Annotated in this window: 20 protein-coding genes, 1 tRNA gene and 1 riboswitch; of the genes, 5 read left to right on the top strand and 16 right to left on the bottom strand. The window is 63.7% G+C overall.

From position 1 onward, the window contains the following. Positions 1-48: 48 nt before the first annotated feature. The 3 genes from ACCD03_RS05120 to pepN form a co-directional block, all read right to left on the bottom strand. A tRNA-Thr gene (locus tag ACCD03_RS05120) sits at positions 49-124 on the bottom strand. Between the two features lie 76 nt (positions 125-200). Beyond that, on the bottom strand, positions 201-1217 hold the full coding sequence (locus ACCD03_RS05115; RefSeq protein WP_325651717.1) for a class 1 fructose-bisphosphatase: 1017 nt from the start codon (positions 1215-1217) through the stop codon (positions 201-203). Positions 1218-1263: 46 nt separating this feature from the next. Next, a complete protein-coding gene (pepN, locus tag ACCD03_RS05110) occupies positions 1264-3966 on the bottom strand; it encodes an aminopeptidase N (protein ID WP_325651715.1) in 2703 nt (900 codons plus the stop codon). A 154-nt stretch (positions 3967-4120) separates the two neighbouring features. Between pepN and ACCD03_RS05105 the strand changes: the two genes are divergently transcribed. Next, complete coding sequence (locus ACCD03_RS05105; RefSeq protein WP_325651713.1) at positions 4121-4789, top strand: DUF4136 domain-containing protein; 669 nt, start codon at positions 4121-4123, stop codon at positions 4787-4789. 295 nt (positions 4790-5084) lie between these two features. Continuing rightward, positions 5085-7406: an NADP-dependent malic enzyme gene (locus ACCD03_RS05100; RefSeq protein ID WP_253537806.1), complete on the top strand. Its 2322-nt coding sequence runs from the start codon at positions 5085-5087 to the stop codon at positions 7404-7406. Between the two features lie 98 nt (positions 7407-7504). Here ACCD03_RS05100 and ACCD03_RS05095 read toward each other — a convergent pair whose 3' ends face one another. The 6 genes from ACCD03_RS05095 to ACCD03_RS05070 all read right to left on the bottom strand — a co-directional run bounded on the left by ACCD03_RS05095 (position 7505) and on the right by ACCD03_RS05070 (position 14129). Then, on the bottom strand, positions 7505-8575 hold the full coding sequence (locus ACCD03_RS05095; RefSeq protein WP_413411010.1) for a porin: 1071 nt from the start codon (positions 8573-8575) through the stop codon (positions 7505-7507). A gap of 151 nt (positions 8576-8726) precedes the next feature. Beyond that, entirely contained in the window at positions 8727-9251 is a 525-nt protein-coding gene (uraD, locus tag ACCD03_RS05090) for a 2-oxo-4-hydroxy-4-carboxy-5-ureidoimidazoline decarboxylase (protein ID WP_252691136.1), read from the bottom strand. After that, positions 9248-10210 (bottom strand): allantoinase PuuE, encoded by a 963-nt coding sequence (puuE, locus tag ACCD03_RS05085; RefSeq protein WP_413411009.1) that lies wholly within the window; start codon positions 10208-10210, stop codon positions 9248-9250. The genes uraD and puuE overlap by 4 nt, the downstream gene beginning before the upstream one ends. 111 nt (positions 10211-10321) lie before the next feature. Next, the gene (locus ACCD03_RS05080; RefSeq protein ID WP_413411008.1) at positions 10322-11740 is read right to left on the bottom strand and encodes an 8-oxoguanine deaminase; all 1419 of its coding nucleotides are present in this window, start codon (positions 11738-11740) and stop codon (positions 10322-10324) included. A 4-nt stretch (positions 11741-11744) separates the two neighbouring features. Continuing rightward, a complete protein-coding gene (locus ACCD03_RS05075) occupies positions 11745-13154 on the bottom strand; it encodes a nucleobase:cation symporter-2 family protein (protein WP_045206156.1) in 1410 nt (469 codons plus the stop codon). A gap of 216 nt (positions 13155-13370) precedes the next feature. Next, positions 13371-14129 carry a GntR family transcriptional regulator gene (locus tag ACCD03_RS05070; protein ID WP_325651704.1) on the bottom strand — a complete coding sequence of 253 codons (759 nt, stop codon included), beginning with the start codon at positions 14127-14129 and terminating at the stop codon, positions 13371-13373. A gap of 377 nt (positions 14130-14506) precedes the next feature. Here ACCD03_RS05070 and uraH point away from each other — a divergent pair, with 377 nt between their 5' ends. Beyond that, positions 14507-14860, top strand: a complete 354-nt coding sequence (uraH, locus tag ACCD03_RS05065; RefSeq protein ID WP_012762338.1) for a hydroxyisourate hydrolase — start codon at positions 14507-14509, stop codon at positions 14858-14860. A 17-nt stretch (positions 14861-14877) separates the two neighbouring features. Further along, complete coding sequence (locus ACCD03_RS05060; RefSeq protein WP_325651702.1) at positions 14878-16125, top strand: urate hydroxylase PuuD; 1248 nt, start codon at positions 14878-14880, stop codon at positions 16123-16125. A gap of 215 nt (positions 16126-16340) precedes the next feature. On the opposite strand, the gene ACCD03_RS05055 is transcribed toward ACCD03_RS05060, so the two are convergent. The 6 genes from ACCD03_RS05055 to xdhA all read right to left on the bottom strand — a co-directional run bounded on the left by ACCD03_RS05055 (position 16341) and on the right by xdhA (position 24488). After that, positions 16341-16913: a TMEM165/GDT1 family protein gene (locus tag ACCD03_RS05055; RefSeq protein WP_045206159.1), complete on the bottom strand. Its 573-nt coding sequence runs from the start codon at positions 16911-16913 to the stop codon at positions 16341-16343. A gap of 54 nt (positions 16914-16967) precedes the next feature. Beyond that, positions 16968-17137, bottom strand: a riboswitch (yybP-ykoY riboswitch). A 13-nt stretch (positions 17138-17150) separates the two neighbouring features. Beyond that, entirely contained in the window at positions 17151-18485 is a 1335-nt protein-coding gene (gene guaD / locus ACCD03_RS05050; protein ID WP_325651700.1) for a guanine deaminase, read from the bottom strand. A 17-nt stretch (positions 18486-18502) separates the two neighbouring features. Next, complete coding sequence (locus tag ACCD03_RS05045; protein ID WP_325651698.1) at positions 18503-19540, bottom strand: adenosine deaminase; 1038 nt, start codon at positions 19538-19540, stop codon at positions 18503-18505. 2 nt (positions 19541-19542) lie between these two features. After that, positions 19543-20577 (bottom strand): xanthine dehydrogenase accessory protein XdhC, encoded by a 1035-nt coding sequence (gene xdhC / locus ACCD03_RS05040; RefSeq protein WP_413411007.1) that lies wholly within the window; start codon positions 20575-20577, stop codon positions 19543-19545. Positions 20578-20590: 13 nt separating this feature from the next. Beyond that, the gene (xdhB, locus tag ACCD03_RS05035) at positions 20591-22957 is read right to left on the bottom strand and encodes a xanthine dehydrogenase molybdopterin binding subunit (protein WP_325651694.1); all 2367 of its coding nucleotides are present in this window, start codon (positions 22955-22957) and stop codon (positions 20591-20593) included. A gap of 4 nt (positions 22958-22961) precedes the next feature. Further along, entirely contained in the window at positions 22962-24488 is a 1527-nt protein-coding gene (gene xdhA, locus ACCD03_RS05030; RefSeq protein WP_325651692.1) for a xanthine dehydrogenase small subunit, read from the bottom strand. A 213-nt stretch (positions 24489-24701) separates the two neighbouring features. On the opposite strand from xdhA, the gene ACCD03_RS05025 reads away from it, so the two are divergent. Next, positions 24702-25649, top strand: a complete 948-nt coding sequence (locus ACCD03_RS05025) for a LysR substrate-binding domain-containing protein (RefSeq protein WP_024975264.1) — start codon at positions 24702-24704, stop codon at positions 25647-25649. Between the two features lie 40 nt (positions 25650-25689). Here ACCD03_RS05025 and ACCD03_RS05020 read toward each other — a convergent pair whose 3' ends face one another. After that, entirely contained in the window at positions 25690-26538 is an 849-nt protein-coding gene (locus ACCD03_RS05020) for a substrate-binding domain-containing protein (protein ID WP_413411006.1), read from the bottom strand. Positions 26539-26579: the final 41 nt, after the last annotated feature.

The raw sequence follows: 26579 nt of genomic DNA, 5'->3' as shown, positions 1-26579 counted from the left end.
AGACGCAAAGCAAAAAGCCCAGTCGATGAAGACTGGGCTTTTTAATTCTGGTGCCGCTGACCGGAATCGAACTGGTGACCTTCGCATTACGAATGCGCTGCTCTACCGACTGAGCTACAGCGGCGTCGGAAACAGCGATTCTAACAGAACTTTTTATCGTTCTGCAAGAACCGCCGGAACAACAGTCTTACACGGCGGCGTTACGCCGTCTTCTTGGCTTCGAGGTGATATTGCGTGACGCGATCCACCTCGTTCTTCGACCCCAGAACTACCGCCACGCGCTGGTGCAGTTGTTCTGGCTGGATGTCCAGAATGCGTTGCTCGCCGTTGGTGGCTGCGCCGCCGGCCTGTTCCACCAGGAAGGCCATCGGGTTGGCTTCGTACATCAGGCGCAGCTTGCCGGCCTTACCCGGCTCGCGCTTGTCCCACGGGTACATGAAGATGCCGCCGCGCGTGAGGATGCGATGCACGTCGGCCACCATCGAGGCGATCCAGCGCATGTTGAAATCCTTGCCGCGCGGGCCTTCGGTGCCGGCCAGGCATTCGTCGATGTAGCGGCGCACGGGCGGGGCCCAGTGGCGCATGTTCGACATGTTGATGGCGAATTCCTTCGTGTCGACCGGAATCTTCACGTCGCGGCTGGTGAGTACGAAGCTGCCGACTTCACGGTCCAGCGTGAACATGTGCACGCCATTACCGACGGTCAGCACCAGGGTGGTCTGCGGGCCGTACACGGCGTAACCGGCAGCGACCTGCTTTGCACCGGGCTGCAAGAAATCGGCTTCGGTCACAGCCTGGCCTGCTTGGGGCATGTGCAGCACCGAGAAGATCGTGCCGATCGACACGTTCACGTCGATGTTGGACGAGCCGTCGAGCGGATCGAACAGCAGCAGGTATTCGCCCTTCGGATAGCGGTGCGGAATCTCATAGAACGATTCCATCTCTTCCGAGGCCATGGCGGCCAGGTTGCCGCCGTATTCGTTGGCTTCGAGCAGGACTTCGTTGGCGATCACGTCCAGCTTCTGCTGGGTTTCGCCTTGCACGTTGCCGGTGCCGGCCGAGCCGAGCACGCCGGCCAGCGCGCCCTTGTTGATGCTGTGCGAGATCGCCTTGCAGGCGCGCGCCACGACTTCGAGCAGCAAACGCAGCTCGGCCGGGATGGTGTTGTGCTCGCGCTGCTCTTCGATCAGGTAGCGGGTGAGGTTGATGCGCTTCATGGGTTCTCCTGAGACGGGCGCGATTTTACGATACAAGCGGTGACATTCAGGCCAGCGCCTTGCCGACGATCTCACGCACATCGCGCGAGAGGCTCGGATGTGCCGCCACGCGCTTGAGCGCGTCCTGCATGGCGTCGCGCAGCGTGGGCACGTATTTGCGCCAGCGGTCCAGCGCGCGTGCCAGGCGGGCGGAGACCTGTGGGTTGATGGCGTCGAGCGCCAGCACCTGCTCGGCCCAGTAGGCATAGCCGGAACCATCGGCGGCGTGGAACTGCGCGGGGTTGCCCGAGCAGAAGCTGAAGATCAGGGAGCGCGCGCGGTTCGGGTTGCGCAACGTGAAGGCCGGATGGGCCATCAACGCGCGCACGGTGGCCAGCGTCGGTTTGCCGGCGGCGCCCGGCTGCATGGCTTGCAGCGAGAACCACTTGTCGATGACGAGGGCATCGTCGGCAAAGCGCGTGTAGAAATCAGCCAGCGCCGCTTCGCGGCCCGGGGCATAGCTGGTGACCATGGCGGAGAGGGCGCCCATGCGGTCGGTCATGTTGGTGGCGCGGGCATATTGCTGTTCGGCCAGGGCCAGTGCTTCGGGAGCTTCGGTTTCCACCAGATAGCCGAGGGCAATGTTCTTGAGCGCGCGCTTGCCTGCAGACACAGCATCGGGCGAGTAGGCGCCTTCTGTCTGGTTGTCTTGATAGGCGCGCAGCAGTTCCGCGTTGAGCTTTTCTGCCAGCGTGCGGCGCAGCGTGCGGCGGGCGGTGTGGATGGCAGCCGGATCGGCCACGTCCATGCGCTCGGCCAGATAGCCTTCGGCCGGCAGGATCAGCATCTGCTCGCGGAAGGCCGGATCAAGCGAGGTGTCGGCGACCACGGCACGCAGGGCTTCGACCAGCGCCGGATCAACCACCGGCGCGCGGCCGTGCTGGATGTCGGTCACCATGCGCAGCAGCGTGTCGGTGGCCAGGCGCTGGCCGGCTTCCCAGCGATTGAACGGGTCTGAATCGTGCGCGAGCTGGAACGTGAGCTGCTCGGTCGTATAGCCGTATTCGACGACTACCGGCGCCGAGAAATTGCGCAGCAGCGAGGGCAACGGCGCTTCGGCCACATCTTCGAAGACGAAGGTCTGCTTGGTTTCAGTGAAGTCCAGTACGCGCGTGGTCACGGGCGAGGGCGATGTGGCCTCGCCACGCAAACGCAGCGGCAAATCGTGGCCCTGCTTGTCGATCAGCCCGATCGCAAACGGAATGTGGAACGGCTGCTTCTGGATGCCGCTGGTGGTCTCGATGCCGACCGGCTCGCAGCGCTGGCGCAGCGTGAGCGTGTAGGTGTGCGTGGCCGCATCGTAGTGACCGTCAACGGCCACGATCGGCGTGCCGGCCTGGCTGTACCAGCGGCCGAATTGCGAGAGGTCGCGGCCGTTGGCATCGGCCATGGCCGCGCGGAAGTCGTCGCAGGTGACGGCCTGGCCATCGTGGCGCTGGAAGTACAGGTCCATGCCCTTGCGGAAGCCGTCGCGGCCGAGCAGGGTCTGGTACATGCGCACGACTTCCGCGCCTTTTTCGTACACCGTGACGGTGTAGAAATTATTGATCTCTTCGTAGCTGTCGGGCCGCACCGGGTGGGCCATCGGCCCGGCATCTTCCGGAAACTGCGCCTGCCGCAGCACGCGCACATCTTCGATGCGCTTCACGGCACGGGCGCTGGCTGCGGCGGCTTCGTTACCGGCGGCTGCGGCCATGTCGGCGGAGAATTCCTGATCACGGAACACCGTCAGGCCTTCCTTCAGGCTCAGCTGGAACCAGTCGCGGCAAGTGACGCGGTTACCCGTCCAGTTGTGAAAGTATTCGTGGCCGACCACCGATTCGATATTGGCGAAATCCACATCGGTTGCCGTCTCGGCATTGGCCAGCACGTATTTCGTGTTGAAGATGTTCAGGCCCTTGTTTTCCATCGCGCCCATGTTGAAGTCGCCTACGGCGACGATCATGAAGCGGTCGAGATCCAGCTCCAGGCCGAAGCGGCGTTCGTCCCAATGGATCGAGTGGATGAGCGAATCCATCGCGTGGCGCGTCTTGTCGAGGTCTTGCGCTTCCACCCACACCTGCAGCAGCTTCTCTTTGCCCGAAGCTGACTGGATGCGTTCTTCAATGCACTCGAGCTTGCCCGCCACCAACGCGAACAGGTACGACGGCTTCTTGAACGGGTCGTGCCACACTGCTTCGTGACGGCCGTCCGGCAGGTCCCGCTCCGACATGAGATTGCCGTTGGACAGCAGCACCGGATAGTCCGCTTTCGATGCGCGCAGCGTGACGGTGTAGACCGTCATCACGTCAGGGCGGTCGAGGAAGTAGGTGATCTTGCGAAAGCCCTCGGCCTCGCACTGCGTGAAGAAGTTGCCGTTAGAAACGTACAGGCCCATCAGCGACGAATTGGCTGCGGGATTGCAGTAGGTGGTGAGTTCCAGGGTGAAGCTGGTGCCAACATCGGCCGGCACGGCATCGATGGTGAGGGTGTCGCCCGAGGCTTGCAGGCCGGACAGCGCTTTACCGTCGACGGTTGCGGCGGCCAGTTCCAGCCCTTCACCCACCAGCACGAGAGGCTTGCCGGCGTCCGTGCGCGTCATGCGCATGCGGTTGACGACGCGGGTGCGCTCGGGCACGAGATCGATCTCCAGGGCCACTTCGTCAATGCGGAAAGCGGGCGCGGTGTAGTCCTTGCGGTAAATCGTGACGGCGGTATCGGTGCGCAACATCGGTAACATCCTCGTAGCGGTACGCAAAAGGCCATTGTACTCAGGCCCTTGGCGGGAATCTTCCGCGCAGGGCGTCACTCTGAGTAACAGAGTGCCCGCAGCCCGCTTCCGGGGCCCGCGACCATCTGTCTGATTGAGAGTAGGGGGATTTTCTATGTGGAAATGGATCAAGACATCGGGCGTCTGGCCGATGGCTGGCGCCCTGATGGCGGCCAGCCTGCTGGCGGGCTGCGCGAGCACGGTCACCAGCCAGGTGACGGCGTTCCGGCAACCCGGCTGGACCGATAACCCGCCGCGCACCTATGCCTTCGAGCACACCGCAGCGCAGCAAAATGATCTCGAACGCCAGACCTACGAGGCCTGGACATCAGACCAACTGGCCGTCCACGGCTTTACCAGCGTGCCGCGCGCCAGCGCGCGCTATCTGGTCCGCCTGGACTATTCGACCGCCACGCGCCTCGTGCAGGTGCGCCAGCCCGTGTACCCGGATCCGTATTGGGGGCCGGGGCCCTGGGGGCCATGGCGTAGTCCTTGGGGGCCCTGGGGCCCGTGGGGGCCGCAATATGTGGATACCAACGTGCAGGTGCCGTTCTATGCCTATCACGTGGAAATTGACGAGGCAGCCATCGGTAAGCGCGTTTATCAGGTGACGGCGCAAACGCAGGGTGGGGATGGATCGCTGACGGCGGTGATGCCGTACCTTGTACGCAGCGCATTTGCCAATTTCCCGGCGCCGAATGCGCAGCCCATCGTCGTAGAGCTGCCTGTTGATCCATCGGTGAAACCGGCGGCGAAACCGGCATCCGGGCCGGCACTCAAGTAGTGCGCCAGGGTGGGTTTTGGCCGACGGTCTACGTTAGAATGCATGACCTAATCTGTAGGCCGCCAGCCGTACCCCGCTTGAGCGTTGTCACTTCGTCCCGTCTCGCGCCGACCGCCACCCCTGGCCGGCGCTGCCTCCGCCCCGTCGCTACCCTCTTGACGGTGCTGCGCAACGCGTGCGGCCTCACCCCCGGTTTCTCTCTGTTCCCACTGTTTTTTGCCACTTCGTCTCAGGGAGTTTCTGCCTGAGCGCATGTGCGCCTCATCTGCGGAACTCCCCATCAGGATTCATTGCTATGAACGACAAGCTTCACGACGCCTCGCCGGATTCCCAAGACCAAGGGGCCGAGGCCGAACTGCGCCGCGCGGCGTTTGAATATCACCGCGCCCCGACGCGCGGCAAGATTGAGGTGCGCCCGACCAAGGCGCTGATCAACCAGCGCGACCTGTCGCTGGCATATTCGCCGGGCGTGGCGTATCCGTGTACCGCGATTGAGCAAGACCCGTCGCTGGCCGCGGAGTACACCTCGCGCGGCAACCTCGTCGGCGTGATCACCAACGGCACCGCTGTGCTGGGCCTGGGCGACATCGGGCCGCTGGCCAGCAAGCCGGTGATGGAAGGCAAGGGCTGCCTGTTCAAGAAGTTTGCCGGTGTCGATGTGTTCGATATCGAACTGGCCGAACGCGATCCGGACAAGCTGGTCGACATCATTGCCTCGTTGGAGCCGACGCTGGGCGGTATCAACCTCGAAGACATCAAGGCGCCCGAGTGCTTCTACATCGAGCAGAAGCTGCGTGACCGCCTGAATATTCCCGTTTTCCACGATGACCAGCACGGCACGGCGATCATCTCGTCGGCGGCGCTGCTCAACGGCCTGAAGGTCGTCGGCAAGGACATTGGCAGCGTGAAGGTGGCCGTGTCGGGCGCGGGCGCCGCGGCCATCGCCTGCCTGGACGTGATGGTGGGTCTGGGCGTCAAGCGTGAAAACGTCTACGTGGTCGATTCGAAGGGCGTGATCTATGTTGGCCGCGACGCCAAGATGGAGCCGAACAAGGCACGCTATGCGCAAGACACGTCGGCCCGTACGCTGGCCGACATCGTGCGCGATGCAGACGTGTTCCTCGGTTGCTCGGCCGCCGGCGTGCTGACCGCCGACATGGTCAAGACCATGGCTCCGAAGCCGATCATCCTGGCACTGGCCAACCCCGAGCCGGAAATCCGCCCGGAAGTGGCCAAGGCCGCGCGCCCGGACTGCATCATCGCCACGGGCCGTTCGGATTACCCGAACCAGGTCAACAACGTGCTGTGCTTCCCGTACATCTTCCGTGGTGCGCTCGACTGCGGCGCCACCAAGATCACGGAAGAGATGAAGCTTGCGTGCGTGAAGGCCATCGCGGAACTGACAGAAGCCGAAACGAACGACGCAGTGGCGCAGGCTTATGCCGGCCAGGACCTGACCTTCGGCCCGGATTACATCATCCCGAAGCCGTTCGATTCGCGCCTGATCGAGAAGATCGCACCGGCCGTCGCCAAGGCCGCGGAAGAGTCCGGCGTGGCCACGCGCCCGATCAAGGATCTGGATGCCTATCGCGCCCAGCTGAGCGACTTCGTGTATCACACGGGCCTGACCATGCGCCCGGTGTTCTCGGCCGCCAAGGCCAACCCGAAGCGCGTCGTGTACGCCGAAGGTGAAGAAGAGCGCGTGCTGCGCGCCGTGCAGACGGTGGTCGACGAAGGCCTGGCCAAGCCGATCCTGATCGGCCGTCCGCACGTGATTGAAATGCGTATCCAGAAGGCGGGCCTGCGCCTGAAGCCGGGCGTGCATTTCGAGCTGGTGGACCCGGAAGACGACCGCCGCTATCACCAGTACCACACCGCTTATCACGAGCTGATGGGCCGCAACGGCGTGACGCCGGACATGGCGAAATCGGCGCTGCGCCGTTCGAACACGCTGATCGGCGCACTGCTGGTGCGTTTGGGTGATGCCGATGCGCTGCTGTGCGGCACGGTTGGCCGCTTTGATGCCCACCTGGAACACGTGCGCGACGTGATCGGTCTGGCCCCGAACGCCAAGGTCTTTGCCGCCATGAACGGCCTGATGCTGGAGAAGCACACGCTGTTCATCACCGACACGTTCGTCAACGAGATGCCGAGCGCAGAAGAGCTGGCCGACATCACCAAGCTGGCGGCGGAAGAAGTGCGTCGTTTCGGCCAGGAGCCGAAGGTGGCGATGCTGTCGCACTCGATGTTCGGCTCGTCGAAAAACGCATCGGCCCGCCGCATGCGCGCGGCGTATGACCTGCTAAAGACCGAAGCGCCGAATCTGCAAGTGGAAGGCGAGATCCAGGGTGACGCGGCGTTGTCCGAAGATATCCGCCACCACTTCCTGCCGAAGAGCGCCTTCTCGGGCAGCGCAAACCTGCTGGTGATGCCGTCGCTCGACGCTGCCAACATCGCGTTCAATCTGCTCAAGATCACGGGCGGGCAGGGCGTGACGGTGGGCCCGATCCTGCTGGGCGCGGCCAAGCCGGTGCACATCCTGAACCCGTCGGCCACATCGCGCCGCATCGTCAACATGACGGCGCTGGCTGTGGCGGATGTGTCGGCTACGCGTTGATCGGTTGATCCGACCGCTGGGCCGCTGAAGGTTGGCGGCCCAAAAGAAAACGGCGCCTGGGGAAAGTCCAGGCGCCGTTTTTCTTTGCTGCCGACTACTTAGAACTTTGCGCGGATGCCCACGCCGAAGGTGTCTGCCGAGCTCAGGTTCGTCACCTTGTCGCGCATGTACGCGGCGTACACATCGGTGCGCTTGGACAGCGAGTAGTCGTAGCCGACCGCCCACGTGTTGCGCTTCACGTCAGCCGCGCCCGAGGTTTTCGTGTACGCGTACGACGCCAGGATGCTGCCCGGGCCCACTGGCACCGACACGCCCAGTTGGCCGCCGTTGCTCTTCGCGTCGCCCGAGTTGATGGCGTTCTTGATGTACTGGTACTGACCGTACACCTTGACCACACCAAAGTCGTACGTGGCGCCCAGCTGCGCGGCGGTCTGGCGCGAGAAGCCTGCCACCAGCGCGTTCAGGTCACCCGGCGCGCCGTCGAAGCGCACTTGCTGGAAAGCCGCCGTGGCCGCGAAGTTGCCATGGAAGTACAGGAAGTTGCCACCCCACTTGTTCTGGCCGTTGTGGCCGGCTTGCTCGCCCGCGCCGTAGATGAAGTTGGCGGTCAGACCGTTGAAGTCCGGCGTGGAGTACATGATCGAGTTGTTCCAGCCTGAATCGCCCACCAGACCCGAGATGCCGCCGGGGCCGCTCAGACCGTTGCCGAGGTAGGTGTGGAACACCATCGGCGAGAACGTGTACGAATCGATGAACGGGTTGAACAGAATCGTCGAGACGAAGTACGGCGGCGTCAGGCGGCCGAGCTTGATCGAGCCCCAGCTGCTCGATTGCAGGCCGACGAACGAGTTGCGGGCGAAGAACGTGTCGCCGTCAAAGCGGCCGTACTTGCCGGTGTCGGGGCGGAAGAACGCTTCCAGCGTGAAGATCGCCTTCAGGCCGTTGCCGAGGTCTTCGCTGCCCTTCATGCCCCAGTACGACGTCGACATGCCGCCCGAGTTGACGCCCCAGGCGCGGTCCGATGCGCCCAGGCTCTTGGTGGCGCCGGCCCAGGCATCCACCTGGCCGTACAACGTGACGGACGATTGCGCTTGCGCACCGGCACTTGCTGCCCCCAGTGCCGATGCCACTGCCAGCGCGGCCACGCCACGCTTGAATTTCGACTGCATTGCTACCTCCTTTGTTGTTGAAGATCACTGCGGGTTGCGCCGCATTCTTTGATGCGGTCGCAGGCCGGCTGGTCAGGCTCCATGCCGATCGGTGTCCCATGCCCCATGACACCGCGCCCACAGCGTTGTTTTTGCTGATGAACCTGAAAAATCAGTTTGCTGCAATCAAATCGGTCAGGCGGAAACCCGCGATGCGATGAATCTGTTCGAGCGACGTACGCAGCTCGGTATCGCGATCGTTTTCCACGCGCTTGCTGAAGTTCTCGATGATTCCGTGGCGGTCATAGCCGCGCACCGCCAGGATGAACGGGAAGCCGAACTTCTCGTTGTACTGGGTGTTGAGCGCCTGCAGGCGCGCAAACTCTTCTGGCGTGCACAGGTTCAAGCCCGCGCCGCTTTGTTCGCGCGTCGACTCGGCAGTCAGTTCACCGCGCACGGCAGCCTTGCCGGCCAGCTCCGGGTGGGCGCGCACCAGCTTGAGCTGAGGGTCAATGCCGGCGGTATCCACGGCATTGCGCATGGCGGTTGCGAGCGCCTCGGCCGAAGCAAACGGGCGCTGCGTGGCGGCCTGTTCGGCAACCCACGGCGAGTGCTCGTAGATGCCGCCAAGGACCTGCACGAACTGCGCTGCGTCCATGCTGTTGAGTTGCGAGAGGTTGTAGGTGGTCTGGCTCATGCTGCGGTGCTCAAAACGGGTTGCTTTGCATACGGATGGTTCTGGATCCAGTGCTGCGCGATGTCGATGCGTCGGCAGATCCAGATCTTGTCGTGCGATTGCACGTAGTCAAGGAAGCGTTGCAGCGCACGGAAACGTCCCGGGCGGCCCAGCAGGCGGCAGTGCATGCCGATCGACAGCATCTTCGGCTGCGCCAGGCCATTGGGATCGCCTTCTTCGTACAGCACGTCGAAGGCGTCCTTCAGGTACTGGTAGAAGTGATCGGCTGTGTTGAAGCCTTGCGGGCTGGCAAAACGCATGTCGTTTGTGTCGAGCGTGTACGGCACCACCAGGTGCGGTTTGGCCTCGCCGGATGAGGTTTGGACTTCGGTCCAGAACGGCAGGTCGTCGCCGTAGTAGTCGGCGTCGTAGGCAAAGCCGCCGTGCTCGACCACGAGGCGGCGCGTATTGGGGCTGTCGCGGCCGGTGTACCAGCCCAGCGGTGCGTTGCCGGTCAGTTCGCGGATGATCTCCACACCGATGCGCATGTGCTCGCGCTCGGTGGCTTCGTCGATGTTCTGGTAGTGAATCCAGCGCCAGCCATGGCAGGCGATTTCGTGGCCCAGATCAACAAAGGCTTGCGTCACGTCCGGATGCCGTTGCAGGGCCATCGACACACCGAAGATCGTCAGCGGCAGGCCGCGCTTTTCAAACTCACGCAGGATGCGCCACACGCCCGCCCGCGAGCCGTATTCGTAGATGCCCTCCATGCTCATGTGGCGGTCGGGGTAGGCCGCGGCACCAATGATTTCGGAGAGGAACTGCTCGGAGCCGGCGTCACCGTGCAACACGCAGTTTTCACCGCCTTCCTCGTAGTTGAGGACGAACTGCAGGGCGACGCGCGCACCGCCCGGCCAATTGGCATTCGGCGGGTTCTTGCCGTAACCGATGAGATCGCGCGGATAGTTATTGTTTGTCATGGTTTTTTCATGTCGAGGAGACTTCATACAACACCGGTCAGACAGTGGAATGCGGCTTTCCAAATTCACGACATCACAGCGGCGTCATGAACCAGGCAAGGCGCCATCGCGTCAGGCCGGGACTGCCCGGGCAGCCTGCGCCAGTTCCAGCGCGAGCCTCCGGTGAACCGTGAGATGGGCGTCGAGTTCGAGCGTGCTCAGGCGGCCGTCTTCGACGACCACGCGCCCGTTGATCACGCTGTGCGCCACATTGGATGGGGCGCAGAACACCAGCGCCGCGACCGGGTCGTGGTCGGCGCCGGCAAAACCGACTTGGTGACGATCGAAGCTGACAAAGTCGGCCGACATACCGGGAGCGAGGGCGCCGATGTCGTCGCGGTTGAGCACGCGTGCGCCGCCGAGCGTGGCGATCTCCAGCGCCTCGCGCGCGCTCATCGCCGCGGGGCCAAAGCCGACGCGCGCGAGCAGCATGGCCTGGCGTGTTTCGCCGAGCATGTGCGCCCCATCGTTCGACGCGCTGCCATCCACGCCCAGGCCGACCGGCACGCCGGCATCGCGCATGGTGCGGATGGGCGCAATGCCAGAGGCCAGCCGCATGTTCGAGCACGGGCAATGCGCGACGCCGGTACCGGTGCGTGCGAAGACGTCGATGCCGTGCGCGTCGAGCTTCACGCAGTGCGCATGCCAGACGTCGCGGCCGACCCAGCCGAGGTCTTCCGCATACTCGGCCGGCGTCATGCCGAACTTTTCGCGCGAATATGCGATGTCGTTATCGTTCTCGGCCAGGTGCGTGTGCATCGACACGCCGTAGCTGCGCGCGAGCTTGGCCGATTCGCGCATCAGGTCGCGCGAGACGGAGAAGGGCGAGCATGGCGCCACCACCACACGCAGCATCGAATGGCGATCGGCGTTGTGCCAGGTTTCGATCAGGCGTTGCGTTTCCTTGAGGATCGCCTCTTCGCCTTCGACCACGCGGTCCGGCGGCAAACCGCCCTGGCTGCGGCCCACGCTCATGCTGCCGCGCGCGGCGTGAAAGCGCATGCCGATCTGCTGCGCGGCTTCGATGGAATCGTCGAGTCGGCTGCCGTTCGGATAGAGGTACAGGTGGTCGCTGGAAGTCGTGCAACCCGAGAGCAGCAGTTCTGCCATCGCCGTGAGCGTGGACACGCGCACCATTTCCGGTGTGAGGCCTGCCCACACCGGATACAGGTTCGTCAGCCAGCCGAACAGTTCCGCATCCTGCGCGGCGGGCAGGGCACGCGTCAGGCTCTGATACATGTGATGGTGCGTGTTGACGAAGCCCGGCGTGACCACGTGGTCACGCAGCTCCATCACGCGCACGTTGGGCTGGCCGATGGCCTCGCGATACTGCGACGGCAGATCCGCCGTGGCGCCGACCCATTCGATCACGCCACCGCGCGCAACCAGCGCGCCGTCGGGGATCTCGCGGCGTTGCGCATCCATGGTGACCAGCACGTCGGCATGGCGGGCGATCAGAAGCGGGTCGTTGTGCGCGACAGTGGCGTTCATGCAATTACTCCGTGCCGTGGGTGTTGGCAGCAGCGTCGCGCATTGCGTGCTCGGCCGACTGCATGCCGTTGTAGTAAAGATTCAGGATGACCGCGACCAGCGTGCCCAGCACGATGCCGCTGTGCGTGATCGGCTCCAGCCAATGTGGCAGGTACTGGAAGAAGGTCGGTGCCAGCGTCGGGATCATGCCGAAGCCGATCGAGATCGCCACGATGAACAGGTTGTGGCGGTACTTGTTGAAATCGATCGAGCCGAGAATGCGCACGCCCGTGGCGGCCACCATGCCGAACATCACGATGCCCGCGCCACCCAATACGAACGAGGGAACCGACGCCACGATGTGCGCCATCTTCGGGAACAGACCCATCGCGATCAGGATCAGGCCGCCCATGGCTGCCACGAAGCGCGAACGCACACCCGTGACCGTCACCAGCCCCACGTTCTGCGAGAACGAGGTGTACGGGAATGTGTTGAACAGGCCGCCGATGACCGTGCCCAGACCGTCGGCGCGCAAGCCGCGGGTAAGGTCATCGGTGGAGAGCTTCTTGCCGGTGATCTCTGCCAGCGCCAGGAACATGCCGGTCGATTCCACCAGCGTGATCATCATCACGATGCACATCGAAGCGATGGCGCCGAAGTGGAAGGTGGGCATGCCGAAGTGCAGCGGCGTGATCACGGCCACCCAGTCGGCCTCCGTGATGCCGGCAAAGCTCACCTTGCCGAACGCCATGGCGATGAACGTGCCGATCACGATGCCCAGCAGCACAGCGATGTTGCCGATCAGGCCGCGGCCGTACTTCGTCAGCAACAGGATGATGACGAGCACTGCCAGCGCAATGCCCAGGCCGCTCAGATCGCCGTAGGCCGGATTGGGCACGGTCTTGAGTACGCCATCGACCATCGTCTTCATGGTCGGCTGGCCACCCGCAGCCCAGTTGATCCCCACGCCCATCAGCGACATGCCGATCAGCGTGATCACGGTGCCCGTCACGACCGGCGGGAAGAGCCCAAGTACGCGCCCCATGAGCGGCGCGACGATGATGCCGAATATCCCCGCCGCAATCACAGCGCCGTAAATGCCCAGCAGGCCGATGCTCGGGTCAGTGCCGATGGCGATCATCGGGCCCACCGACGCGAAGGTCACGCCCATCATGACCGGCATGCGAATGCCGAACTTCCACACACCGAAGGCCTGGATGAGTGTGGCAAGGCCGGCGGCAAAGAGATCTGCGTTGATCAGGAACGCAAGCTGTTCCTTGGGCAGATGCAGTGCACCGCCCACAATTAGCGGCACTGCCACGGTGCCTGCATACATCACCAATACATGTTGAAGGCCCAATGCGAGCAGGCGTCCGTACGCCACGCGCTCATTGGTCAGGTCCGCCGTGGGGGCGGCGATGGTACTGCTTGCCATAAAGGTCTCCTTTGGGTGGTAAGCCGGACGGCGTCCGGCTTGGAGCCTGCACACGTTTCTGCTGCGCGACCCCTGGCTTGGCCTTGTGACACCCGCCGTGCGCATGCAGGGCTGTGTTTCCCGGGCCAACCTTGGGGTGGTTGCTGCGGAGCGTGAACAGGTTCTTGGACGGCCGGCCTCTGTCGTGCCAGCTCGCCCGAAACAGCAAAACCGGTCCTAGACTTTGTCCTTCCCGCCGCGCGGGCCCAATACCGAACGCAGATCGAAATCAGCGGGCGCTTCGGGGCGCACGCGATCGGCGCAACATTGCAAGTGCTGGGCCATGTGGGCCTGGGCAGCGCTGGCGTCGCCACGCTCCAGGGCATTGAGGATGTCGAGGTGTTCGTCGAACGAGCATGCGTTGTTGCCCGGGGCCTCGACGCTGGCGATCATCAGCGTGGTGCGCGACACCAGCCGGCGCATCATTTCGACCACCAGCGGATTGCCCGATTGCTCGGCCAGCGCCACGTGAAATTCCGCAGACAGGCGAATCCAGCGCGGGCGATCCTGCGTGACAAACGCCTGGCGCTCCTGCTTGACGAGTTCCATCAGGGGCGCAACGGCCGCCTTGGGGTTGCTGCTATGGCCAACCTTGTCGAGCACCGCGCGCTCCAGGATCTGGCGCAGCTCGAACATGGCATGGGCTTCGTCGATGGAGGGCGCCGCGATGAACGCGCCGCGGTTCGGCTCCAGGTCAACCAGACCGTCGGCGGCCAGTTGGGAGAAGACCTTGCGCACCGTATGACGGGCGGTGGCATAGATTTCGCAAAGCGCATGTTCCGTCAGCTTCGTGCGCGGGGGCAGGCGGTGTTCCATGATCGCGTCGTAGATCTCGTGATACATCCGTTCTTCGACCGACATGCGTGTTGCCCCCGATGCTTTGGCGCCCGACTTCGACACCACTTCCGTGGAGACCAGCTTGAGATTCTTGGACATGGCAGACCTGCCTTTCATTAGTGCGCCGCAGCATGGGCCGCCGCGAAAACCTGTTGACAATTATTCATAGCCGCCTTCAATATTGTCAACAAAATGCGTTCGGGAATCCGACAAACTAGGGAAATCCCTGTTTCGAGCCTGGTCTAGGGACACGGCAGAGACACGGCGTCGGACCCAGAACGAGCGACGGCTTTGCCGGTTTGGCATGCCCCTCCCCATATGGAGGGCAGGCGTAAACCGGCTGGACGCGCGCCGGGATGCGTGCACAGTACGTACCGAGCGGGCCCCGACGCCAACCCTTGCCACACAAGGGTTTGGCGCGAGGTGCAAGTGGAGGCAGCGGCGCTTCTGAAAATTCGAACTACAGAGGAAGACAAATGGGACGCTTGACCACCCATGTGCTCGACACCGCTGCAGGCACGCCGGGCCAAAACCTGGCGATCGCACTGTTCAAAATTGTCGACAATCAACGGCAACCGATCAAATCGGTTCGCACCAATCACGATGGCCGTTGCGATGCGCCGCTGCTGGAAGGCGACGCGCTGCAGGCTGGCGTGTATGAACTGGACTTCGGCGTGGGCGAGTACTACCGCGCCGCCGGCGTCAAACTCCCCGAGCCCGCGTTCCTGGACGTGGTGACGCTGCGCTTTGGCGTGGCCGATACCAGCGCGCACTACCACGTGCCGCTGCTGGTGTCGCCGTGGTCGTATTCGACCTATCGCGGCAGCTAACAGGGCAGGGAGTCATCATGGAAGGCTATATCCTCGACTGGGCCAACTTGCTCTTGCGTTGGCTGCACGTGATCGTCGCGATCGCGTGGATCGGTTCGTCGTTCTACTTCGTCTGGCTCGATAACAGCCTGACCAAGCCGAGCGCACCGGACCTGAAGGACAAGGGCGTCGATGGCGAACTGTGGGCCGTGCACGGAGGCGGGTTCTACAACCCGCAGAAGTACCTGCTGGCACCGAAGCAACTGCCCGACCATCTGCACTGGTTCTACTGGGAGTCGTACTCGACCTGGATGTCGGGCTTTGCCCTGCTGACGGTGGTGTACCTGTTCAACGCCAACGTCTACATGATCGATCGCAGCGTGTTCGACATGACGGCGACGACCGCTGTGCTGCTGGCGCTGGGCTTCCTGGTGGTCGGCTGGCTGGTGTACGACACCATCTGCCGCGTGTTCGGCAAGAACGATCGCGTGGTGGGCATTCTGGTGGCCATCTATGTGGTGCTCGCGGCGTTTGCAGCGTGCCACCTGTTCTCGGGCCGTGCAGCGTTCCTGCTGATCGGCGCGATGATCGCGACCATCATGAGCGCCAACGTGTTCTTCTGGATCATTCCGGGGCAACGCAAGGTGGTTGCTTCGCTCAAGGCAGGCGAGAAGCCGGACCCGATCCACGGCAAGCGCGGCAAGCAACGCAGCGTGCACAACACGTACTTCACGCTGCCGGTGCTGTTTGCGATGCTGTCGAACCACTACAGCATGACGTACGCCGCCAAGTACAACTGGGCCGTGCTGGTGCTGATCATGCTAGCTGGGGTGCTGATCCGTCAGTTCTTCATCCTCAAGCACAAGGGCGTCGTGAACTGGGGCTATCCGGCAGCAGGCGTGGCAGTGCTGCTGGGTGTTGCGGTGTGGCTTGCTCCGGTGTCGCGTCCGGCAGCGCCTGCCGCCGAAAGCACGCCTGCTGCAGCAGCGACGGGTATGGCCGCAGCGGCCACCCCGACAGCCGCTGGCGGCTCGGATTTCGCCAAAGTACAGGCAGTCGTTACCGCACGGTGCTACCAATGTCACTCGGCTCACCCTACCCTGATGCCTTCGCCGGCTAAGGGCGTGTTGCTCGATACGGCGGAAGAACTGGGCAAGCATGCGCAGCTCATCTACCAGCAGGTCGTGCAGCAGAAGCTGATGCCGCTGGGCAACGTGACGCAGATCACCGATGACGAGCGCGCGATCATCGCCAAATGGTTCGAAGGCGGCGCCAAGACGAACTGAGGCGCACGCTGAGCAACAACAGAAAGGTTTATCGGAGCATGCCATTCGTTCCCTAGCGGGTGGCATGACCGGTGAGGGTTGAACGGGGCTACGGCCCCGTTTTTTTTCGCCTAAAGCGTCTGCAGCGATGTGTCCTTGGCTGGGCTCGATTCGCCGCTGCCTCATCGGCCGCAAGGGGCGCCGGCAGGGCAGCCCCAGAGCCTCGGATTGACGACTTACTTCCCGACCCCCAGCAACGCCAACACCCCCAGCACCAGAAAGATCAGCGCGGCAATCCGATGCACCAGCGTGATCGGCATGCGCGCAGCAAACTTGTTGCCCATCAGCACAGCCGGCACGTTTGCCAGCAGCATGCCGACGGTGGTGCCTGCCACGACCGAGAACACGTCGTTAAAGCGTGCTGCCAGTGCCACGGTCGCGATCTGAGTCTTGTCGCCCATCTCGGCAAAGAAGAAGGCGACGATGGTGGTGCCGAGAATGCCCAGCCCGCGCTGCGCAGTTGAGGGCGCCTCTTCGTCGTCGAGCTTGTCTGGAATCAGCATCCACCCGGCCATGGCGATAAAGCCCACGCCCAGGATCCATCGCAGCACGTTTTCGCCAAGCATGTGCGTGATCCAACCGCCGACGGCGCCGGCCAGGGCATGGTTGACGAGGGTGGAGATGAAGATGCCGAGGATGATCGGCACTGGTTTGCGGAAACGCGCAGCCAGCAAGATCGACAGCAATTGCGTCTTGTCGCCGATTTCAGCGAGCGCGACGATGCCGGTGGAGACGAGAAAGGCTTCCATGTTGTTGTGGTGTCCGGGCCGTGTGCGAACCAATGACGCGCCACTGCCGGCCCTGTCCGCAGTGGGTTGTCATCGGTCTCGCCAGGCTCGTCACCGGGTGCCGGGGTGGCACCCTGAGTGCGGCTGACCACGCCATAACCACCTGTCGTTGCGACGGCGGTCAAGTCTGTTGACGTGGCCCTCGAAGTGACGACTTCGAGCGGCTACTCCCCAATGGAAGTCGCGATTATAAGTGCATCAAGCGTTGGCGCCAACCGCAAATTTCGCGGGTTCACCCTGCACGTAAGTGGCGGATACCGCACGATCCTCGCCCAGCAGCGCCAACGAAAACAGCAACTCTTCCAGCGTTTCCGAGCGCGCATTGCGACGGGCCAGCAGCGGCGTGGCCGCCGGGTCCAGGACGATGAAATCGGCCTCCGCGCCCGGCACGAAGCTGCCGATGCGGTCTTCCCAACCGAGTGCTTCGGCGGCGCCGCGCGTGGCCAGGTAGAACATGCGCAGCGCAGTCAGGTGATAGCCGCCCATGCGCGCGACCTTATGCGCCGTGCCCATCGTGCGCAGCATCGAGAACGAGCTGCCGCCGCCAACGTCAGTGGCCAGCGTGAGCGCCAGGCGGTGCGCGTCGTTCTTGTGGAAGTTGTACAGGCCGCTGCCCAGGAACAGGTTGGACGTGGGGCAATGCGCCACGGCCGCGCCGGATTCGGCCATGCGCTGGCGGTCGCCGTCGTCCAGCCAGATGGCGTGGCCGTAGAAGGCGCCTTTGCGCAGCAGGCCGTAGCGGTCGTAGACGTCCAGGTAGCTGCGTGCGTTCGGGAACAGGTCGGCCACCCATTTCACTTCGTCGGGATTTTCTGCGACGTGCGTCTGGATGAAGACGTCCTTGTATTGCTTGGCGAGCTCTGCGCACGCTTGCAGTTGCGCTTCGCTCGACGTGGGCGCAAAGCGCGGTGTGATGGCGTAAGCCAGCCGGTCCTTGCCGTGCCAGCGGGAGATCAGGTCAGCCGTGTCACGCGCGCCCGATTCAGCCGTGTCGCGCAGGTATTCCGGGCAGTTGCGATCCATCATCACTTTGCCGGTGATCATGCGCATGCCGCGTTGCTGTGCTTGCGTGAACAGCGTCTCGGCCGAGCTGCGATGCACGGTGCTCCACACCATCGCGCTGGTCGTGCCGTTACGCAGAAGTTCGTCGAGGAAGAACGATGCGACGCCGGCGGCGTACTGCACGCTCTCGAAGCGGCGCTCTTCCGGGAAGGTGTATGTCTCGAGCCAATGCAGCAGGCCCGGCGACGGCGACGCGATGATGTCCGTCTGCGGGAAGTGGATATGCGTATCGATGAATCCGGGCACGATCAGCTTGCCGCTGTAGTCGTGCAGTTGCGTGCCGGCGGGCAGGTTTTCGCGCAGTGCGGCGTAGTCGCCGGCTTGCACGACCTTGCCACCCGTGACCACGAGCAAGCCGTCTTCCCAGTACTCATAAGCATCGCGCTCGCGATACTGCGGATCGTGCAGGAAATGCAGCACGCGGCCGCGGTAAGCGTGAACGTTGTTGGAAGTCGGGGGCATCGTGGTCATCGTCGTTTTGTGGATTTTTAGTGTGTGGCTTTCCAGTGGTCGTCGACCTTGGCAAGCCACAGGGCTTTGTCCTGTTCGGGCAGGAAGGACGCCTCGAAGCTGTTGCGTGCGAGCGTGTGCGCATCGGCCGCAGACAGGTCGAGGGCATTGAAGGTGGCGAGCCAGTTGGTGTTCATGTAGCCGCCAAAGTAGGCCGGATCATCGGAGTGCAGCGTCACTGCGCAGCCGGCGTCCAGCAGTTGCTTGAGCGAGTGGTCGCGCAGGTCCGGATAAACCTTCAGTTTTTCGTTCGACAGTGGGCAGACCGTCAACGCGATGCGCTCGGCGGCGAGACGTTTGACGAGTGCGGCATCGTCGATAGCGCGTACGCCGTGATCGATGCGCTCCACCTTGAGAATGTCGAGGGCGTCGATCACGTATTGCGCCGGGCCTTCTTCACCGGCGTGGGCGACGAGGCGCAGGCCAAGCTCTTTGCAGCGTGCGAACACGCGCGCGAACTTCTCCGGCGGGTTGCCGCGCTCAGACGAATCCAAGCCGACGCCGATGATGCGGTTGGTCGGGTCCTGGATATAGGGCAGCGCAGCTTCAAGTGTGTCGAATGCGTCTTCCTCGCTCAGATGGCGCAGGAAGCAGAGGATCAGCGCGCTGGAAAAACCGTGCTCGCGCTCGGCGTCATCCAACGCGCGGACGATGCCGTGAATGACCACATGCATGGGCACGTTGCGCGCGGTATGGGTCTGCGGGTCGAAGAAGATTTCGGCGTGGTGGACGTTGTCGGCAAGCGCGCGCGCCACATAAGCGGCCGTCATGTCGTAGAAATCCTGCTCGGTGAGCAGCACACTGGCGCCCGCGTAATACAGGTCGAGAAACGATTGCAGATCGTCGAAGGCGTAGGCGGCACGTACCTCTTCAACCGACGCATACGGCAGCTTCACGCCGTTGCGCTCGGCCAGCGCAAACATCAGTTCGGGTTCGAGCGAGCCTTCGATGTGGATGTGCAGTTCAGCTTTGGGGCTGGTGGCGATGCGTTCTGCAAGCGCGGAAGAGATCGGCATGATTAGACAGGCGTGGGGACTCGGTAAGGGACCGCCGCGCCGCTGCTGGCGCTGGTGAGCGCATGCTGTTGCAGCTCTCGCACCTGCAGAAGTTGCGCGACGACGGATACCGCAATGATATCCGGCGCCTTGTCCACGATGCCCGCCACGCCAATCGGGCACACCATTTCCGGCAGGCGGGCCGGGTCCACGCCGTGCTCGACCATGCGGTGCTCAAAACGCGCGCGCTTGGTCTTGGAACCGATCAGGCCGAAGTAGGCAAAGTCCGTGCGGCGCATGATGCGTTCGCACAGCGCGAGGTCCAACGCATGGTTGTGCGTCATGACCAGGAAGTAGCTGCCGGCGGGCGCCTGGTCGATCACGGCTTCCGGCGTATCGGTGGATTCGATGACGACGTTCGACGGCACTTCCGTGGGGAAGGGGAACATCGCATCGCGCTCGTCCACCCACGTGACGCGGCAGGGCAGATGCGCCAGCGCGCGCACGATGGCGTGCCCGACATGGCCCGCGCCGCAGAGCACGATCGACATGTCGGGCGGCAGGACGGTTTGCGTGAAGCCGCTGGCGTCCAGTTGCACGCCGGCCGCGGCTGCGTCGCCGATGCTTGCTTCAACCGCCACCGCAGGATCAGCGCAGACGACGCGGCGCAGGCTTCGGCGTTGGCGCATGGCGTCGTCGGCCATTGCGATCCACTCCACATCGCGCGCGTCGAGTCGTTCTAGCGACAGCCGCACCACGCCGCCGCAGCATTGGCCGAGCGCAGGCCCAAGCGGAATACGTACGAACTGGCGGCGTGCTTCGCCGGTGGCCTCGGGCGCGTCAATCATGGCTTGGGCGATTTCCATCGCGCGCCATTCCAGATGGCCACCGCCGATGGTGCCGAAGAAACCGTCGGTGCCCACTAGCATGAGCGTGCCTGGCTCGCGCGGGGCAGAGCCCTGCACGTCCGTCACCGTGACCAGCACGCACGGCTGCCCGGCCTGCACGGTGGCAAGCACATCGGCGAAGCGGAAGGGGCGCAGTTGCGTGTGGTCCATGGGGGCTCCCAACTCAGGCGGACAGCGGGGCGCTGCGGATGGCGTCGACGGCCTTGAGGATTTCCTCGCTGGTGGCCGGTGCATTCAGCGGTGGGCTCGTGCGGCCATCGCCCACGGCAGCCACCGCATCGCGAATGGCGAAGAACACCGAGAACGGCAGCAGCAGCGGCGGCTCACCCAGCGCCTTGGAGCGGTGGATGCTGTCTTCCACGTTGGCGTTGTTGAACAGGTGCACGCGGAAGTCCGTCGGGCAGTCATTGACCGTCGGGATCTTGTAGGTGGACGGCGCGTGCGTCATCAGCTTGCCGTTTTTGTTCCACCACAGCTCTTCGGTCGTCAGCCAACCCATGCCCTGAATGAACGCGCCTTCCACCTGGCCGATGTCGATGGCCGGATTGATCGAGCGGCCGGCGTCGTGCAGCACGTCGGCACGCAGCAGGCGCCATTCGCCTGTGAGCGTATCAACCACCACTTCCGAGACTGCCGCGCCATAGGCGTAGTAGTAGAACGGACGGCCCTTGAGCTTGGCTTGATCCCAGTGCAGCTTGGGCGTGGCGTAGAAGCCGTCGGACCACAATTGCACGCGGGCAACGTAGGCCTTACCGATCAGTTCGTTGAACGGCACGCGGCGTGCACCGATTTCCAGATGGTCGCCCAAGATTGCCACGGTCTCGACGGGCACTTCGTAATGCTCGGCGGCAAACGCGATCAGACGCTGGCGGATCTGGCGTGCAGCGTCTTGGGCGGCCTTGCCGTTCAGGTCGCTCCCGGTTGATGCAGCCGTGGCGGACGTGTTGGCGACCTTGCTGGTGTCCGTCGCCGTCACGCGGATGCGCGTGAACGACACGCCCAGTTCGTGTGCCACGACCTGCGCAACCTTGGTGTTCAGGCCCTGGCCCATTTCGGTGCCGCCATGGTTCACGAGGATCGAGCCGTCGTTGTAGACGTGCACAAGCGCGCCGGCCTGGTTGAAGTGCTTCACGTTGAACGAGATGCCGAACTTCACCGGCGTCAGCGCCAGCCCGCGCTTGAGCACGGGGCTCGTCGCATTGAATGCGCGAATCGCTTCGCGGCGGGCGCGGTAGTCGGACGTCGCTTCCAGTTCGTCGAGCAGTTCATGGATGACGTTGTCTTCCACGGTCTGCCCGTACGGCGTGACGTTGTTCTTGTCCTTGCCGTACAGATTGGCGCGGCGTACATCGAGCGCGTCCTTGCCCACCGAGCGCGCGATGTTGTCCATGATGTACTCGATGGCAAATGCGCCCTGCGGGCCGCCGAAACCGCGGAAGGCCGTGTTCGACTGCGTGTTGGTGCGCGCGCAGAAGCCGTCGATTTCCACCTCAGGCAGCCAGTAGGCGTTGTCGAAGTGGCAGATGGCGCGCGTCATCACGGGGCCCGAGAGATCGGCCGAAAAACCGGCGCGCGACGTCATGTCCACCTTGACGCCCTGGATGCGTCCGTCGTCGTCGTAGCCGGCTTCATAGGCGAAGCGGAAGTCGTGCCGCTTGCCGGTGATCATCATGTCGTCGTCGCGGTCCGGACGCAGCTTGACGGGGCAGGCGAGTTTCCATGCCGCCAGCGAAGCGCAGCAGGCGAACAGGCCCGACTGCGATTCCTTCCCGCCGAAACCACCGCCCATGCGGCGGCACTCGACCAGCACCTGATTGGCGTGCCAGCCCAGCATGTGCGACACCATGTGCTGCATCTCGGTCGGATGCTGCGTCGAGCACCACACGTGCATGCCGTTGTCTTCCTTCGGCACGGCGTACGAAATCTGGCTTTCGAGGTAGAACTGCTCCTGGCCGCCCAGCGACATCTTGCCGGCTTCAGAGTGGGGTGCTGCGGCGATGCGCTCAGCCGGTTCGCCGCGCTTGAGGTGCATCGGCGGCAGCACCGACTTGCCAGCGGCACGCGCTTCTTCAGGCGTCAGAAGCGGGGGCAGGACTTCGTATTCGATATTGCCCAGACGCGCCGCGCGGCGCGCCGCGTCGTGCGATGTGGCCACCACGATGAACATCGGTTGGCCGATGAAGTGCACCGTGTCGGTTGCGAGGATAGGGTCGTCGTGGATGATCGGGCCGCAATCGTTCGTGCCGGGAATGTCGGCAGATGTAAACACCGCCACCACGCCGGGCGCGGCCTTCACGCGGCCCAGATCCATGTTGACGATGCGCGCATGCGCCTGCGTGCTCATGCCGAGCGCCGCGTGCAGCGTGCCGGCCAGTTCGGGAATGTCGTCGGTGTACGTGGCAGTGCCCGCAACATGCAGGTGCGCAGACTCATGCGGGCGCGACACGCCCACCACAGCACCGCGCTGGCCAGGCATGGCCGCAGCAATATCAGCTTCAGCCAGCAGGAAGGCTTCGGTTTGCTTGTTCATGTTCTTACGCTGCTGTGAGGGTATTCAATTCGACCGCGCGCACATTGATCTGTTCGGGCGCGAGCGGCTCATCGGTGCGGGTTTCCAGCCAGAAGCGGTACACCGTGTTGGCGGCAGATATGCGGCGGTAGTTGTCGGTGGCGCGCATGTCGGTCAGGGGGGTGTAGTCGCGCGACATGGCTGCCATGGCAGCTCGCACCGTCGCTTCGTTCCACGGCTGGCCGACGATGGCGTTTTCCGTCTCCGTCGCGCGTTTGGATGTTGCCGCCATGCCGCCGTAGGCAATGCGTGCGCTGCGCACGCGGGTTTCGCCATCCTGGTCGTCCAGCTCAATGGCCAGCGCCGCGCACACGGCAGAGATGTCTTCGTCAAAGCGCTTGGACAGTTTGTACGTGCGGAAGCGCAGAGCATCGCGGCCCTCACGCGCGGGGATGCGCAGGCCAGCAACGAATTCCCCTTCTTCCATCGCGTTCTTCTGATAGGCGAGGTAGAGGTCTTCGAGTGGCAGCTCGCGCCGGACTTCGCCACGTTGCAGCACGACACGCGTGCCGATGGCGATGAGCGCAGGCGCGGAGTCACCAATCGGCGAGCCGTTTGCGACGTTGCCGCCCAGCGTGCCGGCATTGCGGATCGGCAGCGAGGCAAAGCGCTTCCACAATTCCGTCACCTCAGGGTAGTCCGCAGCCAGGAATTCGTAGGCCTTTTCCAGCGAGACAGCGGCGCCAATCTCGATCCAGCCGTCGCGCTTTTCCAGTGCGTACAGGTCGGCTACCTGGCCGATGTACAGGATGTCGCCCAGATCGCGGAACTGCTTGGTGACCCACAAGCCGACGTCGGTGCTCCCGGCCAGGATGCGGATGTTCGGATGCGCGGCTTTTATGGCGGCAAAGGCCGATGCGGTGCGCGGTGCGTAGAAGCGCGATGCGTTTTCGGTGCCGACCGGCGCATAGCTGAAGGTGTCCTTACGTTGCAGCTTGCGCAACGTGTCGGCCAATTGCGTGCGATCGATGCCGGCCGGGGAGGGCAGCTCGAACATGCGTTCGCCGGCGTCGATGATCGGGCGGTAGCCGGTGCAGCGGCAGAGGTTGCCGGTGAGCGAATCGCAGATGGTTTGGCGGGAGGGGATGGGCGCCTGATTGCCGGTGTTCTCGTACAGGGCGTAGAGCGACATGACGAAGCCTGGCGTGCAGAAGCCGCACTGCGACCCGTGGCACTCCACCATGGCCTCTTGCACCGGGTGCAGCGTGCCATCCTTGCCACGCACGTCTTCCACGGTGAACAGCGCCTTGCCGTCGAGCGTGGGCAGGAACTGGATGCACGCGTTGACGGCCTTCAGGCCGACGCTGCCGTCTTCCTGCAGTTCGCCGAGCACGACGGTGCAAGCACCGCAATCGCCCTCGGCGCACCCTTCCTTGGTGCCGGTGCAGTGTGCGTCTTCACGCAGGTATTGAAGCACCGTCCGGGTGATCGGGGCGTCCGTGACGGTGCGGACCTGGCCGCGGTGGAAGAAGCGGATGGGCTGAGTCTCCATGGGGGTTCTACGCCTGTTTGTGTGTGTAACGGAACCATAGCACCGGGCCAGGAATGCAATATTTGGCCCATGTGATAACCCGCATCGGAAAGCCAAAATCCGGGGTATACCCGCCGGTAGCGGTCTGGCGGCGCGGCGTGCAGGTGACATACACTGACAGCGTCCCCAAGCACTTCTTTTAGAAGGGTCGGCGCAGCCGTTACCCGCCTCCAGATGCACGGCAAAGATCACCTCGATACCTACCTCCTGCGCGTTCTCTACACGCTGCTCACCGAGCAGAGCGTGACGCGTACGGCGGTCAAGCTCGGCCAGTCGCAGCCGGCCATCAGCAACACGCTCAAGCGCCTGCGCGAGATCACCGGCGACGCCATCCTGGTGCGCGGCAAGAACGGCATGGTGCCGACCGAGCGCGGCCATGATTTGCTGGCGCTCGCGCAGCAGAGCCTGGAGGCGATGGAGCGCATCGCGCGCCCGTCGCAAGAATTCGACCCCGGCAACACCACCCGCACGTTTCACCTCGGTGCGCCGGATTACCTTGATGCCTTTTTCCTGCCCAACATCGTCGAGCGTCTGCGCAAGCAGGCGCCGCAGGCCAAGCTGGTGGTGCATCCGCTCAATGCGGGCGTCGATTACCTTGCCGCGCTGGAGCAGGGCGGCATGGACCTGGTGATCGGCAACTGGCTGTCACCGCCCGAACATCTGCACATTTCGCCGTTGTTCGACGATGAAGTCGTCTGCATGTTGGGGGCGCAGCACCCGCTGGCGCGCAAGGGGATCTCGCTCAAGCACTACGTGGAAATGCCACATCTGGCGCCCGCGCCGTATGCCGTCATGCAGCGCAGCATGATCGATCAGGCACTTGCGGAGCAAGGGCTGAAGCGGCAGATCCAGGTGTCACTGCCGTACTTCGGGCTGGTGCCATATGTGCTGATGCGCACCGATCTGGTCTTCACCACCGGCCGCCAGTTCGCTGCGCACTGTGCCCAGTATTTGCCGATCCGCATCCTGCCGACGCCCATGGCGTTCCCGAAGATGCGCTTCTACCAGCTCTGGCATGAACGCAGCCATGCCGCGCCCGATGTGATGTGGCTGCGCCGCATGATCGGCGAGGTGGCGGCCGAGCTGCCGCAGCATTCGCAGTTGGAATCGGCGGTGGCCTGAAGCTGCACCGCCGCTGCTCTGCCATGCCGCCGCGCGGGGGCTACTTTCCGCTTGCGACCGCCTTCCCGTAGTCCGGGAAAAATACCTGTTCCCCGTTGACCTTGAAACCGGCGATCACCTGCTGGCCGGCGGGTGACGTGATCCATTCGATCAGCCTGGTCGCATCGGTGTAGTTGACGCTGGGGTATTTCTTCGGGTTGACCGCGATGATGCCGTACGGATTGAACATGCGCGGGTCTCCGGCCAGCACGATGTCGAGGCCCGTCTTGGCGCGGTAGGCGCCGTAGGTTGCGCGGTCCGAGAGCGTGTAGGCGTTCATCTGCGCGGCCATGTTCAGCACTTCACCCATCCCGAGCCCCGCGCTGACGTACCACGGCTTGCCCTTCGGGTCGATGTTGGCTGTCTTCCAGTAGGCCTTTTCCATGACGTCGGTGCCGGAGTTGTCGCCGCGCGAGATGAACTTGGTGCCGGCTTTTTCGCCTGCCGCGGCAATGGTCTCCATCCCCTGGATGACGTTTTTCTGCCCGCGTACGTGAGCCGGGTCCGCCTCGGGTCCGACGAGGATGAAGTCGTTGTACATCACGTCGCGGCGGTCGATGCCGCCGCCTGAGGCGACGAAGGCGTCTTCCAGTGGGCGGGCGTGAACGAGCACCACATCCACATCCCCCGATTCGCCCAGCTTGACCGCCTTGCCGGTGCCAACGGCAATCACCTGCACATGGATGCCAGTGGCCGCTTCAAACTTTGGTAACAGGACTTTCAGCAGCCCGGCATTTTCGGTGCTGGTGGTGGTGGCCATGCGGAGATCGCCAGCATATGCAGCGGTGGCGAGCGCGAGTGTCATGCAGATGACTGCAGACAGCCGAAGGGTTTGGGACAATCTGGGCATGTTGTGGGGGTAGCGGGAAGGCGTGGACGCTTTATGTCGGA

It is taken from the genome of Ralstonia sp. Ralssp135 (assembly GCF_047304345.1).
Classification (GTDB): Bacteria; Pseudomonadota; Gammaproteobacteria; order Burkholderiales; family Burkholderiaceae; genus Ralstonia; species Ralstonia chuxiongensis.
The sequence above is the reverse complement of the archived record's forward strand: the minus strand, read 5'-3'. Positions and strand labels throughout refer to the sequence as shown.